12 protein-coding genes are annotated in these 14075 nt (G+C 72.6%); 9 read left to right on the top strand and 3 right to left on the bottom strand.

Features of this window, described 5'->3' with window-relative positions; translation table 11 throughout:
- Positions 1-7 precede the first annotated feature (7 nt).
- Positions 8-1621 (bottom strand): acyl-CoA synthetase, encoded by a 1614-nt coding sequence (locus ACZ5Y0_RS09965; protein WP_469128138.1) that lies wholly within the window; start codon positions 1619-1621, stop codon positions 8-10.
- A gap of 187 nt (positions 1622-1808) precedes the next feature.
- Between ACZ5Y0_RS09965 and ACZ5Y0_RS09960 the strand changes: the two genes are divergently transcribed.
- The 8 genes from ACZ5Y0_RS09960 (at position 1809) to ACZ5Y0_RS09925 (ending at position 8929) form a co-directional block, all read left to right on the top strand.
- Complete coding sequence (locus ACZ5Y0_RS09960; RefSeq protein ID WP_469128470.1) at positions 1809-2609, top strand: crotonase/enoyl-CoA hydratase family protein; 801 nt, start codon at positions 1809-1811, stop codon at positions 2607-2609.
- A gap of 381 nt (positions 2610-2990) precedes the next feature.
- On the top strand, positions 2991-3932 hold the full coding sequence (locus tag ACZ5Y0_RS09955; protein WP_469128137.1) for a Zn-ribbon domain-containing OB-fold protein: 942 nt from the start codon (positions 2991-2993) through the stop codon (positions 3930-3932).
- Positions 3929-4999: a thiolase domain-containing protein gene (locus ACZ5Y0_RS09950; protein ID WP_469128136.1), complete on the top strand. Its 1071-nt coding sequence runs from the start codon at positions 3929-3931 to the stop codon at positions 4997-4999. Before ACZ5Y0_RS09955 ends, ACZ5Y0_RS09950 begins: the two co-directional genes overlap by 4 nt.
- A complete protein-coding gene (locus tag ACZ5Y0_RS09945; RefSeq protein WP_469128135.1) occupies positions 4996-6162 on the top strand; it encodes a thiolase domain-containing protein in 1167 nt (388 codons plus the stop codon). Before ACZ5Y0_RS09950 ends, ACZ5Y0_RS09945 begins: the two co-directional genes overlap by 4 nt.
- An 82-nt stretch (positions 6163-6244) precedes the next feature.
- On the top strand, positions 6245-6487 hold the full coding sequence (locus ACZ5Y0_RS09940; RefSeq protein ID WP_469128134.1) for a DUF397 domain-containing protein: 243 nt from the start codon (positions 6245-6247) through the stop codon (positions 6485-6487).
- Positions 6488-6648: 161 nt separating this feature from the next.
- Positions 6649-7551 carry a universal stress protein gene (locus ACZ5Y0_RS09935; RefSeq protein ID WP_469128133.1) on the top strand — a complete coding sequence of 301 codons (903 nt, stop codon included), beginning with the start codon at positions 6649-6651 and terminating at the stop codon, positions 7549-7551.
- 45 nt (positions 7552-7596) lie between these two features.
- Positions 7597-8247, top strand: a complete 651-nt coding sequence (locus ACZ5Y0_RS09930) for a CGNR zinc finger domain-containing protein (protein WP_469128132.1) — start codon at positions 7597-7599, stop codon at positions 8245-8247.
- Positions 8248-8431: 184 nt separating this feature from the next.
- Positions 8432-8929 (top strand): hypothetical protein, encoded by a 498-nt coding sequence (locus tag ACZ5Y0_RS09925; RefSeq protein WP_468290518.1) that lies wholly within the window; start codon positions 8432-8434, stop codon positions 8927-8929.
- A gap of 7 nt (positions 8930-8936) precedes the next feature.
- Here the strand turns inward: ACZ5Y0_RS09925 and ACZ5Y0_RS09920 are convergent, their stop codons facing one another.
- On the bottom strand, positions 8937-10916 hold the full coding sequence (locus ACZ5Y0_RS09920) for an N-acetylmuramoyl-L-alanine amidase (RefSeq protein ID WP_469128131.1): 1980 nt from the start codon (positions 10914-10916) through the stop codon (positions 8937-8939).
- A gap of 279 nt (positions 10917-11195) precedes the next feature.
- On the bottom strand, positions 11196-12338 hold the full coding sequence (locus tag ACZ5Y0_RS09915; protein WP_469128130.1) for an aminoglycoside phosphotransferase family protein: 1143 nt from the start codon (positions 12336-12338) through the stop codon (positions 11196-11198).
- Between the two features lie 231 nt (positions 12339-12569).
- On the opposite strand from ACZ5Y0_RS09915, the gene ACZ5Y0_RS09910 reads away from it, so the two are divergent.
- On the top strand, positions 12570-14066 hold the full coding sequence (locus tag ACZ5Y0_RS09910; protein WP_469128129.1) for a DNA-binding protein NsdB: 1497 nt from the start codon (positions 12570-12572) through the stop codon (positions 14064-14066).
- Positions 14067-14075 lie beyond the last annotated feature (9 nt).

Here is a 14075-nt window from a genome sequence, read left to right as displayed (position 1 = left end):
GTCCGGCTCAGCCGTCCGCCGCCACCGCCACCTCCCGAGCCCACCGGTAGTCCGCCTTGCCGCTCGGCGAACGGCGGACGGACTCGGTGACCACCAGTTGGCGCGGGATCTTGTAACCGGCGAGGCGGGTCCGGCAGTGGGTCTGGATGTCCTCCAGTGAGGGCCGCGGCGCCCCCGTGCGCAACTGGACCACCGCGGCCACATGGTGACCCCAGGTCGCGTCCGGCACGCCCGCCACCAGGGCGTCGTACACGTCCGGATGCGCCTTGAGGGCCTGCTCGACCTCCTCGGGGTAGACCTTCTCGCCACCGGTGTTGATGCACTGCGAGCCCCGGCCCAGCACGATCACCACCCCCTCCTCGTCGACCGTGGCCATGTCGCCGAGCAGTACCCAGCGCTCGCCGTCCTTCTCGAAGAAGGTCTCGGCGGTCTTCACCGGGTCGTTGTAGTAGCCGAGGGGGACATGGCCGCGCTGGGCGACCCGGCCCACCTCACCGGCCGCGACCGGCTCGCGTGTGACCGGATCGAGCACCCGTGTACGGGAGTTGACGCGCACGCGGAAGCCGCGCTCGAGCCCCGAGTCGTCCGTCGCCGTGCCGTTGAACCCGGACTCCGAGGAGCCGAAGTTGTTCAGCAGCACCGCGTTCGGCAGGAGCGCCCGGAACTGCGCGCGGACCGTGTCCGACATGATCGCCCCGGACGAGGAGACGCTGAACACCGACGAGCAGTCCGTGCCCTTCATCGGGCCCCGGAGCGCGTCGATGAGCGGCCGGAGCATGGCGTCGCCCACCAGGGAGATACTCGTGACCCTCTCCCTCGCCACCGTCCGCAGCACCTCCTCGGGAACGAACTTGCGGTGGACCACCACGCGTTGACCGAAGTGGAAGCCGACGAACGCCGTCAGCGTGGAGGTGCCGTGCATCAGCGGGGGAGTGGGGAAGAAGGTGATCCCCGACCCGCCGGCCGCGACCCGTTCGGCCAGTTCCTCCGGCTTCCTCACCGGTTCCCCGGTCGGCGCCCCGCCGCCCAGACCCGCGAAGAAGAGATCCTCCTGCCGCCACATCACACCCTTGGGCAGTCCGGTGGTCCCGCCCGTGTAGATGATGAACTGGTCGTCCCCCGAGCGCGCCGGGAACCCACGCTCCGGGGAACCGCCCGCCTCGGCGTCCGCGAAGGGAACAGCGCGGAGGGAGGCGTTCGGGCCGGTACCCACCCGGATCGCGTGCCGCAGCCCGGACACCTGCGGCAGAGCCCGAGCCACCCGCTGCGTGAACTCCGCGTCGAAGACGAGCGCGACGAGATCCGCGTCCCGGTAGAGGTGGACCAGCTCCTCCTCGACGTAGCGGTAGTTGACGTTGACCGGCACGATCCGCGCCTTGAGGCAGCCGAGCACCGTCTGGAGGTACTCGACGCCGTTGTAGAGGTGCAGTCCGAGATGCTCGCCGGGACGGACGCCGCTGTCGAGGAGGTGATGGCCGATCCGGTTGGCCGCCGCGTCCAGCTCGGCGTACGTCAGCCGGCGTTCCGCGCCCGTCCCCGGACGGTCGACGTACACCAAGGCCTCACGGTCCGGTACCACGTCGACGACCGACTCGAACAGGTCGGCAAGGTTGTACTCCACCGCTCCTCCTGACCTCGCACCGGGCCTGGCTCTGCTGACGGTCGCCGGTCATCAGAGCAAAGGCCGCCTCGAGTGGGAAGGGCCGCCACCAAGAAATCTGACTGTCTGTCAGAAAACCCTTGAAGTGCCGTCACCACTCCTGCAACCTGTTCTCGTTCTGGACGTGTCAGGCAGACGGGAGACGGCCGTGGGCGGTACGGAACACCTCACCGTGCAGCGCGAAGGCGCCACACTGGTGCTCACCCTCAACAGGCCGGAGGCCAAGAACGCGCTCTCACCGGCCATGCTCGTCGGCCTCTACGACGGGTGGATCGAGGCCGACGAGGACGACTCGGTCCGCTCCATCGTGTTCACCGGCACGGGCGGCTCCTTCTGCTCCGGCATGGACCTCAAGGCGCTCGCCGGCGACGGCATGGCGGGCGAGCGGCACCGTGACCGGCTCAAGGCCGATCCCGACCTGCACTGGAAGGCGATGCTGCGCCACCACCGACCCCGAAAACCCGTGATCGCCGCCGTCGAGGGGTACTGCGTCGCCGGCGGCACCGAGATGCTCCAGGGCACCGACATCCGTGTCGCGGGCGAGTCGGCCACCTTCGGCCTCTTCGAGGTGCGCCGCGGACTGTTCCCGATCGGCGGCTCCACCGTCCGCCTGCCGCGCCAGATCCCGCACACGCACGCCCTGGAGATGCTGCTCACCGGACGGCCTTACACCGCGCGCGAGGCCGCCGCGATCGGACTGATCGGCCATGTGGTCACCGACGGCACGGCCCTGGGCAAGGCCCTGGAGATCGCCGAACGCGTCAACGCCTGTGGCCCGTTGGCCGTCGAGGCCGTGAAGGCGTCGGTGTACGAGACGGCCCTGATGACCGAACCGGACGGCCTCGCCGCCGAACTGGCCCGTGGCTGGCCGGTCTTCGCCACCGCCGACGCCGAGGAGGGGACCCGCGCCTTCGCCGAGAAGCGCACGCCGAGCTACCGACGCGCCTAGAACGTGTCTGACGATCCCGCCGGGTGCACGACGCCCGGCACGGCACTTCCCCACGTCGTCGGATCACGCGGGTACATCCTCCACGCGGACGATCCTGCGCCTTGGCGACGCACCGGCACCGGGCGCCACGCACTGATCCGACGCGCATCGTCAGACACGCCCCAGGGCGCGTTTCGACAGCGGCGTCGTCCGTCCGCCGGACGGACGGCACTCTCGAAACACGCCCTGGCGCTCCGCCGGGCGCGCGGGTGGCCGGTCGCCCTTCCTGAGACCGCGGGCCGCCGCGGGCCGGTCGCGCCGCCACAGGCGCCCCTCGCGGGGCCGCCGTCGTGTCGACGTCGCTCGACCCCCGCACGCCGAATCCCCAAGGAGGCAGCCCCGATGCCCGAAGTCCTCAAAGCCCCCCTCGTCGTCGAGTTCCCCTTCACCCGCTCCCTCGGCCCTGTCCAGAGCGCCTTCCTGACCGGCCTGCGCGAACGCGTGGTCCTCGGCGTGCGCACCACCGACGGCCGCACCCTCGTCCCGCCCGTCGAGTACGACCCGGTCACCGCCGAGGAGATCCGCCACCTCGTCGAAGTAGCACCCACCGGCACGGTCACCACCTGGGCCTGGAACCACGACCCCCGCCGCGGCCAGCCCCTCACGTCACCCTTCGCCTGGGTCCTCGTCCGCCTCGACGGCGCCGACACCGCCCTCCTGCACGCCCTGGACGCCCCCGGTCCCGAGGCCGTCCACACCGGCCTGCGTGTCCGCGTCCGCTGGGCGGCCGAGCGCACCGGCGCCATCACCGACATCGCCTGCTTCGAGCCCCACGCCGGCCCACCGGTCCGGCCCGACGGCCACACCGGCGTGTTCGAGGACCAGGTCACCGGCATCGTCGCCCCCGCCCGCCTCGACTACACCTACTCCCCGGGACGCGCCCAGTCCGCCTACATCGCCGCGCTCTCCGACCGGCGCACGGTCGGTGAACGCTGTCCGTCCTGCCGCAAGGTGTACGTCCCGCCGCGCGGTGCCTGCCCCACCTGCGGCGTCCCCACCGCCGAGCAGGTCGAGGTGGGCCCCCGCGGCACCGTCACCACCTTCTGCATCGTCAACATCAAGGCGAAGAACCTCGACATCGAAGTCCCCTACGTCTACGGCCACATCGCCCTCGACGGCGCCGACCTGGCCCTGCACGGCCGGATCGGCGGCATCCCCTACGACCAGGTGCGCATGGGCCTGCGCGTCGAGCCCGTCTGGACCGAAGGCGCCCGCTACCCCGACCACTACCGACCGACCGGCGAACCCGACGCGGACTACGACACCTACAAGGAGCTGCTGTGACGCGCCACGCATCCGCGGGATTCCGGGACATCGCCGTCGTCGCCTTCGCCCAGACCGACCACCGTCGCACCTCCGACGACATGTCCGAGGTCGAGATGCTGATGCCCGTCCTGCACGAGGTCCTCGACCGCACCGGCCTGAGGACCGCCGACATCGGCTTCACCTGCTCCGGCTCCAGCGACTACCTGGCCGGCCGTGCCTTCTCCTTCACCCTCGCCCTGGACGGCGTCGGCGCCTGGCCGCCGATCTCCGAGTCCCACGTCGAGATGGACGGCGCCTGGGCGCTGTACGAGGCCTGGACCAAACTGCTCACCGGCGACGCGGACACCGCGCTCGTCTACGCCTACGGCAAGTCCTCGCCGGGCCCGGTCCGCGACGTCCTCACCCGCCAGCTCGACCCGTACTACGTGGCTCCCCTCTGGCCGGACTCCGTCGCCCTCGCCGCCCTCCAGGCCCAGGCCCTCATCGACGCGGGCGACACCGACGAGACCCGTCTCGCCGCCATCGCCGCCCGCAGCCGGTCCGACGCCGCCGCCAACCCGCACGCCCAGCTCCGCGGCCCCGTACCGCCCGGCGACCACCTCGTACGGCCGCTGCGCACCGGCGACTGCCCGCCCGTCGGCGACGGAGCCGCCGCCGTGATCCTCGCCGCGGGTGACCGGGCCCGCGAACTGTGTGCGCGCCCCGCCTGGATCCGGGGCGTCGACCACCGCGTCGAGGCCCACTCCCTGGGCGTGCGCGACCTCACCGACTCCCCCTCCGCGCGCCTGGCCGCCGAACGGGCCGGCGCCTTCGAACGGCCCGTCGACACCGCCGAGCTGCACGCCCCCTTCACCTCCCAGGAGGTCGTGCTGCGCAAGGCGCTGAAGCTCGGCGACGACGTGCGCGTCAACCCCTCCGGCGGCGCCCTCGCCGCCAACCCGGTCATGGCCGCCGGACTCCTCCGCATCGGCGAGGCCGCCGCCCGCGTCCACCGCGGCGAGTCCGACCGCGCCCTCGCCCACGCCACCTCCGGCCCGTGCCTGCAACAGAACCTGGTCGCCGTACTCGAAGGGGATCCGCGATGAGCAAGGAACCCGTGGCCGTCGTCGGAGTCGGCCAGACCAAGCACGTCGCCGCCCGGCGGGACGTCTCGATCGCCGGCCTGGTACGCGAGGCGGCCCGACGCGCCCTCGACGACGCCGAGTTGACCTGGACCGACATCGACGCCGTCGTCATCGGCAAGGCGCCCGACTTCTTCGAGGGCGTCATGATGCCGGAGCTGTACCTCGCCGACGCCCTCGGCGCGGTCGGCAAGCCCGTACTGCGCGTGCACACGGCGGGCTCGGTCGGCGGATCGACGGCGCTGGTGGCGGCCAACCTGGTGGCGGCGCGCGTCCACGGCACCGTACTGACGCTCGCCTTCGAGAAACAGTCCGAGTCCAACGCCATGTGGGGCCTGTCCCTGCCGATCCCCTTCCAGCAGCCCCTGCTGGCCGGGGCGGGCGGGTTCTTCGCGCCGCACGTACGCGCGTACATCCGCCGCAGCGGCGCGCCCGACGGCATCGGTTCCCTCGTCGCGTACAAGGACCGCCGCAACGCCCTGAAGAACCCCTACGCCCACCTCCACGAGCACGACATCACCCTCGAGAAGGTCCAGGCCTCGCCCATGCTGTGGGACCCGATCCGCTACTCCGAGACCTGCCCGTCCTCCGACGGCGCCTGTGCCATGATCCTCACCGACCGCGCGGGGGCGGCCCGTTCACCCCGCCCGCCCGCCTGGATGCACGGCGGTGCCATGCGCAGCGAGCCCACCCTGTTCGCCGGGAAGGACGCCGTCTCCCCGCAGGCCGGGAAGGACTGCGCCGCCGACGTCTACCGGCAGGCCGGGATCTCCGACCCGCGCCGGGACATCGACGCCGTCGAGATGTACGTGCCGTTCTCCTGGTACGAGCCCATGTGGCTGGAGAACCTCGGCTTCGCCGCCGAGGGCGAGGGCTGGAAGCTCACCGAGGCGGGAGCCACCGAACTGGACGGGGACCTGCCCGTCAACATGTCGGGCGGCGTGCTGTCCACCAATCCCATCGGCGCCTCCGGCATGATCCGCTTCGCGGAGGCGGCCCTCCAGGTCCGCGGACAGGCGGGGGAACACCAGGTGGACGGCGCCCGCAGGGTCCTCGGACACGCCTATGGGGGCGGCTCGCAGTTCTTCTCCATGTGGCTCGTGGGAACGACACCGCCGCACTCCTGAAAGGTCCCCCTCACGTGCCCTGTCGGCGCCCGGAACCGATCGCTAGGCTGGCCGCGGACGACGAACCGGGAGGAGCACGGACGTGGCCGAGAGCACCATCCAGCAGCAGCCGCTCACGAGCTGGGACAAGCCGGAGCTGGACCTCAGCAACGCCGAGTGGCGGTCCAGCAGCCGGGGTCGGGGGGATGTCCAGATCGCCTTCGTCGAGGGATTCGTCGCGATGCGCAACAGCGGCCGCCCCGAGAGTCCTTCCCTGATCTTCACGCCCGCCGAATGGGGCGAGTTCGTGTCGGGGGCACGTGAGGGGGAGTTCGACCTGACCTGAGGCCCCCGCCAGGCCCGGCCCACCGCCGTGACGAGCCGCCGCGGCGGGCCGAACCGGCGATGTCATTTTCCGGACACGCGACCGATGAGGGCCGGCCGGGGTCCGTGCCTGAGCCAGGCTGGCCCCAGCAGGTCGCAGGTCGTATCCCGGAGGTGAGAGCCATGAGCACGCTGCCGGTCGCCGTGGCGGTCGACGGTTCCGAGGACAGCCTGCGGGCCCTCGACTGGGCCGCGGACGCCGCACGCGGACGCGGGTCCGCGCTGCGTGTGTGCCACGTACGCCACTACGCCGCGTGGACGCAGCCCGGCGCGCCCATGATCATGCCCCCGCCCCCGGACGAGGACCCCGTCCTCACCGAGGCCCGCGCCCGCCTGGAGGGGGCCGCGTCCGGCCCGGACGTCGAGTACGTCGGCCTCGACGGGGCGCCGGGCGCGCTACTGCCCGAACTGGGGGCCGAGGCCGAACTGCTGGTGCTCGGGTCCCGGGGCCGGGGCGGCTTCGCCGGCCTGCTGCTCGGGTCCAACGGCATGACCGCGGCACGGGACGCCGAGTGCCCCGTCGTGATCGTCCCCCGGCCCGGCCGCGAGGTCGAGGGCCCGCCGTCCGAGCCCGGCCCGCGGGTCGTCGTGGGCCTCAACGTGGACAGCCCCGACGACGCCACGCTCGCCCTCGCCTTCACCGAGGCAGCCCTGCGCGACGCCCGCCTCCAGGTGGTCGCCGCCTACCCCTGGCCCGTGCGGACCTGGACCGCCGCCCCCGGCGAACTCCTTCCGCCGGACACCGACCGGCGCGCCGTCGAACACGGGACGCGCACTCTCGCCGACGGCTTCCTCGCCCAGCACCGGGAGCGCCACCCCGAAGTACGCGTGGAGACGTACCCGGCCCCCGGCGACGCGGCCGGCCGGCTCGTGGCCGCCTCCCGCGACGCCGACCTGGTCGTCGTGGGCCGCCACCGCCGACGTCTGCTGGCCCCCGCCCGCATGCTGGGCTCCGTCACCCACGCCGTGCTGCTGCACGCGGCGAGTCCGGTCGCGGTGGTGCCACCGGCGGCCGCCGAGGAATGAGCCGCGTACCCGCCGACGGTTGCCGTCGTCCCTGTCATCAGCCGCATGCAGGAGGCGTCTGCCGGTGACACCCGCGTCGCCCTCGACCTCGCACTGACCCTCCGGCACGACGGTCACGGCGGGGTCGCCGACGACCTTACCGACCCCGCGGCACTCACCACCTGGCTCCGCGCCCACGCCGACGTCCCTCCGGTCAGCCCCGGCTACGCCGCCGACGCCACCGCCCTCGCCGCCGTCCGCGACCTGCGCGCCGCCGTCCGCGCCCTGTTCGCGCACGCCGTACGCTTCGGCGCGCCGAGCCCCGCCGACGCGGTTCGGCCGCTGCCCGTGCCCGATGCCCTGGACCGCCTCAACGAGGCCGCCGCCCGTCGGCCCACCGTCCCCGTCCTGCACTGGGCCGAGGGCGCCGATCCCGGTGTACGCCTGCGGCCGGCGGCGGACCACGGCGACCCGCCGGATCAGCGGCAGCGTGCACACCTTCCGTCCACAACCTCACCGCGGCGCTCGCACAGGCCGCGATCGCCTTCGATCGCCTTCCTGACCGGCCCCGACCGGCAGCGCCTGCGCGCCTGCCATGCCCCGCGCTGCGTCCGCTACTTCCTCAAGGACCACCCGCGCCAGGAGTGGTGCAGGCCGGCCTGCGGCAACCGTGCCCGAGTAACCCTCCACCACGAACGCCGCAAGCAGGCCTCGTAGCCCTGGGACGCCCCGCGGCGGGACGGAATCCGAGGGCCGTGGAGGGGGGACGCTCCGCGTGGGACCGCCGGAGCAGGTGTCCTTCCGGGCGGCCCGGCCGTCCCCCTGACGAAAGCCCGCGAACACCCGGAACAGGCGGCCGCCCGCACGACGCCGACGGCCCCCGTACACGTACCATGGCCCCATGTCGTTCCTCCGCCGCCGCAGTGCCACGCCCGCCGGGCCCGACTTCGACGTCCTGGCCATGGACCCGGGTGACTGGCCCGGCAACCTCGGCGCCGGCCTGCTGCCCGCCCCCGACGGCACCTGCCAGGGCGTCTTCCTGCGCTACGACCTCTTCGGCGGCCGCGGCCCCGCGATGATCATCGGCAACCTCCCCGAAGGCTCGCCGGCCCGCGAGGTCGCCGAGGGCGAGGTCCCCTTCGAGGTGGCCCAGCTGCTGCTCGCGCTGGAGAACGACGAGGAGGTGACCGTGGTCGGGACCGAGGACATGCCGGTGATGCAGGGCGACAACCTCCTGATCGTGCGCCGTCTCAAGCTCTCCGAGAGCCGCATCTCCTGCGTGCAGTTCGACCGCAGCGACAATGTCCTGGTGACCATCGCCGCCTGGGACCGTCCCATCACCGACGACCTGTACGCCCTGCTGAAGCCGCTCCCGGCGGAGCTTTTCCAGCAGGGCTGAAACGGACCTACCGCACCGGCGTCCGAGGCGTCGACAGCCGTACGTCCGCGGCCCGGACGAACGCCACCCGGTGGCCGTACTGGATCTCGTAGTACAGGTCCTTGCCGACGACCACCTGGTGCGAGTCGGTGGTGAAGGTGACCGCGTAGTAGTACTCGCCCGGCACCTTGTCACCGACCACGTACTTCTGTCCCGCCGGCAGCCGGTACGGCAGCGGCGACACCGACTGGACGGGCACGCCCGCCGGGTACGCCGACGCCTCCGGGTAGGCACGTCCGTAGACCGGCGCGCTGTCCACACCCTCCTTCGGGGTCACCACCAGCCCGTTCGCGGGCACGGCCGTCGGCTGCGCCGCGGGGTTCCTGAACCAGGCCTTCTGGCCCAGGTACCAGATCGCCGTCCAGTCGCCGAAGCGGTCGGCGACCGCGTACTGCTGGCCGGTGGACACCCGTGAGGAGATGTCGTTCACGCCCGTCGTCGGGATCGTGCCCAGGCCGACGTCCTTGATCAGGGCCGAGTTCTCGTCATGGTCGGAGTACAGCCGCACCGCCCCGGACCCGTGCGCCGCGCACGGCTCACCCTTGGCCGTGCAGCCCGTGTAGAGCGGCTGGTTGGCGTTGTAGTCCGGCAGGATCGTCACCAGCCCGGAGTTCTTGCGGGCCGTCGCCTTGAAAGGGCGGCCCAGCAGCTCGAAGTAGTGCCGCCAGTCCCAGTACGGACCCGGGTCGGTGTGCATGCCCGGCACGGTCGACGTGGTCGGGCCGGGCACCGTGTCGTGCCCCAGGATGTGCTGCCGGTCCAGCGGGATGTCGTACTTCTCCGCCAGGTACCCCACCAGGCGCGCCGACGACCGGTACATGGCCTCCGTGTACCAGGAGTCCGGGAAGGCGAGGAAGCCCTCGTGCTCCAGGCCGATCGACTTGGCGTTGACGTACCAGTTGCCCGCGTGCCAGGCCACGTCCCTCGCCTTCACATGCTGGGCGATGTGCCCGTCGGTGGAACGCAGCGAATACTGCCAGGACACGTACGTGGGGTCCTGGACCAGGTCCAGGACCCCCTCCCAGCCGCCCTCGGTGTCGTGCACGACGATGTACTCGATCGACTGCGACGCGGGGCGGTCGCCCAGGTCGTGGTTGCCGTAGTCGTTGTCACCGAACTGCTCGTAAGGCGCCGGGATCCACTCGCAGGAGACGGACCCCGGACACTCGGTCCTGGCCGCGGACGCCGTGCGCAGGCCGGCCCGCCGCAGCTGAGCCGTGTCCGGCGCCAGACTCGGCCGCGCGGCCAGCGCCACCACCTGCCCGGCGTCGGTGGTGCGCTTCTCGCCGGTGCGGATCACGTCGTACACGTCGTTCGCGTACACGGCGGCCGTAGCGGTGTCGTCTGCGCCGGAGAAGCGTGCCACCGCGCCGTACCAGTCCGCCGGATCGGCGGTGAGCGGCTCGCCCAGATCGCGCTGCGCGGCGGCCAGCAGGGCGGCACCGCCGGCCACGTTGGCGGCCGGGTCGGTGCGCAGCGCCTCGGGGCTCAGGCCGGTCAGCTCCGCTGCCTCGGGAAGGGTCTTCAGCCGGGCCGGGATCTCGGTGTCGGCCGGGAGCGGCGTCTCGGGACGCAGAGTGGCGCGGGCGTCGTCGCCGCGCGGATCCTCCGTGCCCTCGCTGTGGTGCGGGGCGGTGGCGAGGGCGGTGCGGGCGTCCGTCAGGTGCATCGGGCCGTAGCCGCCGGCCACGCTCGGCGCACCGCCGTGCGCGTCCCAGCGGGACTGGAGGTAGGAGACGCCCAGCAGCACGCTCTGTGGCACGTCGTACTCGGCGGCCGCGGCGGCGAACGCCCGCTGTAGCCCGGTCGTGGACCGATCCGCCGCCTCCGGGGACGCGGCGAGCAGCGGGAACATCAGGGCCGCCGAGGCCACCGCGCCGGCGGCTCTGCGGGTGCGGGCGGCGCCGAGGGTGCGCGCGGTTCTGGGGCGGGTGACGGATCCTCGCAATGCGGCCTCCTGGGACGAGCGGGCGGGGCGTGCGGGGCCGGACGTGGCTCAGTGGTACCGGCTCGCCGACGATCCGTCAATCATGCCCATGCTGACGGGATTTCCCACGTCAGCAGGGGTCGGGTGAGTTTCGTGGCGGATGGCTGCGCCGCCTGCGGGGCGTCACTGGCGTACACCAATGACCCGCTTGCCGCCCGTGTGACGGCCCGGACGTACGAAGGTCCGCGGTGCGCCGCCGCTCTGGCGCACCACGGACCCTCCCTCCTCGGCGAGTGCCGATCAGCGAGTGCCGACCGCTGCCCGAACGGCCCGGCGGGCCATCTGGCAGTCGTCGTGCAGTCGCCGCAGCAGCAGGCGCTGCTCCTCGCCGGACGGTGCGGCACCCGGGTGGGCCGCCATCGGGGCCGTGGGGGCCGTGTCGTGCATCGAACGCTGCACGGCCGTCTCGTAGGTACGGATCTCCCGGGTCAGCACCAGCATCAGGTTGACCAGGAAGGCGTCGCGCGAGGCCGGGCCCCCCGACTGGGCGATCTGGCTGATCTGACGGCGCGCCACGGGGGCCTCACCCAGGACCGCCCACAGCGTCGCCAGGTCGTAGCCCGGCAGGTACCAGCCCGCGTGCTCCCAGTCCACCAGCACGGGACCGGCCGGGGACAGGAGCATGTTGGACAGGAGGGCGTCGCCGTGGCAGAACTGGCCCATGCCCTGTCGGCCCGCGGTCGCCGCGATGCCGTGCACCAGTTTCTGGAGGTCCCCCAGGTCCCGGTCGGTGAGCAGCCCCAGCTCGTGGTAGCGGGAGATGCGGGCCGCGTAGTCCAGCGGGGCGTCGAAGGTGCCGGCCGGTGGCCGCCAGGTGTTGAGCCGGCAGATCGCGCCGAGCGCCGCCCGGATGTCGGCGCGGGGCGGAGCCTGTGTGGGATGCCGTTGGAGGGCCGCCGCGCGTCCCGGCATCCGTTCGATGACGAGGGTGCAGTTGTCCGGGTCCGCCGCGATCAGCCTCGGCGCCCGCACAGGGGGGCGGTGCCGGACGAACGTGCGGTACGCCGCTATTTCGTGCCGGATCCGCTCGGCCCAGGCGGGGGAGTGGTCCAGTAAACACTTGGCGACGGCCGTGCTGCGTCCCGTCGTACCGACCAGGAGCACGGAGCGGCCGCTGCGGCGCAGTACCTGCACCGGGGCGAACTCCGGGCAGATCCGGTGCACCGACGCGATCGCCGTGCGTAGTTGGGCGCCCTGAGGGCCGGACAGGTCGAGCCTGCCGCTGACGGGCTGGGTGGCGATCCCGGCGGGGCGCCGGGCGCCGCGGCCCGCGCCGGGCACGCCGGGTGCCGGCCGGGCGGGGTCGAGGTAGGGGCCGCCGCCGCCCGGGCGGGAGTGCAGCGACCGGGGCGGGGCGGACACGGAGGACGATGCTGCGTACATGGGCGAAACAGATCCCTTCGTGTGCCTGCGACGTCATGCGCTGCCCGGCCCGGCCTCCCGGGTGCACCCTGGGGAATGTCCCTCGGCGACCGGGGCGGGGTGGCGCATTCCTACCTGACACCCGTGGCCCCGTGGCACACCATCTGGCGCACCCTGGCGAACCCTGGCGAATAGTCGCCCGGCAACTTGCACGGGGCTACTGTCAACTCAGCCGAGAACCTGGGGGCTTACGTGAGCGGACAACCCAACACCCGTCTGGCGGACCTGTTCGGCCTGGCCGGCTGGTCCAAGGGGGAACTCGCGAGGCTGGTCAACCGGCAGGCGGCGGCCATGGGCCACCCCCAGCTGTCGACCGACACCTCCCGGGTGCGGCGGTGGATCGACATGGGAGAGATCCCGCGCGATCCCGTGCCGCGGGTGCTGGCGGCTCTGTTCACCGAGCGTCTCGGCCGTGTCGTGACCATTGAGGACCTCGGTCTGGTCCGGCACGGGCGTGCGGGGAAACGGCCACGCGACGGGAGTGCGCAGCATCCCGACGGCGTGCCGTGGGCGCCCGAACGGACTGCCGCGGTCCTCACCGAATTCACGGGAATGGACCTCATGCTCAACCGACGCGGCTTGGTGGGCGCGGGTGCCGCGCTCGCCGCGGGATCAGCACTCAGCAGTGCCATGTACGACTGGCTGCACACCGACCCCACCCTCTCCGTCGACGCTCCGGTCGTCGACCATCCTCTCCTGCACGCCGACTCCGCCGGGTTCGACCGTTACGAGGCCGCCCCCATCGGCACGGAGGAGGTCGACGAACTGGAGCGCTCGGTGGAGGTGTTCCGGGCCTGGGACGCCGCTCGTGGCGGCGGGCTCCAGCGCAAGGCCGTGGTGGGCCAGCTCAACGAGGTGGGCGGCATGCTCGCCTACCGACACCCGGCCCACCTCCAGCGGCGCCTGTGGGGCGTCGCCGCCAACCTCGCCGTCCTCGCGGGCTGGATGTCGCACGACGTCGGTCTGGAACCCACGGCCCAGAAGTACTTCGTGATCGCCGCCCATGCCGCACGGGAGGGCGGCGACCGGCCCCGGGCGGGGGAGGCCCTGTCCAGGGCGGCCCGCCAGATGGTGCACCTCGGCCGGCCCGACGAGGCCCTGGACCTGATGAAGCTCGCCCAGTCCGGCTCCGGCGACGCGGTGCTGCCGCGCACGCGGGCCATGTTCCACACCATCGAGGCCTGGGCTCAGGCGTCGATGGGCAAGGGGCAGGCCATGCGCCGCACGCTCGGGCAGGCGGAGGACCTGTTCGTGTCCGGCCGGATCGACGCGCAGACGCCGTCCTGGATGCAGACGTTCAAGGACGAGGACCTGTACGGCATGCAGGCCCTTGCCTATCGCACGCTCGCCGAGTTCGAGCCGGGGGCGGCCGTGCACGCCCAGTACTACGCGGAGAAGGCCCTCGCCCTGCGGGTCGACGGACGGGAGCGGTCGAAGATCTTCGACCATCTGTCCATGGCCTCGGCCTGCTTCATCGCGGACGACCCCGAACAGGCCGACCGGTACGCGCGGCTGGCTCTGATGTCGATGGGGTCGAACTCCTCCCGCCGCACCTGGGACAGGCTGCGTGAGATGTACCGGCTCACCGCGGAGTACGCCGACTACCCGCGCATCAGCGAGCTGCGTGAGGAGATCCGGCAGGCGCTGCCGAAGCCGAAGGGGGGCAGGGGCAACACCGCCCCGGCTTAGACGAGGTCA

Source organism: Streptomyces sp. NPDC033216 (assembly GCF_055577115.1).
This window is presented reverse-complemented; position numbering and strand designations above follow the sequence as displayed.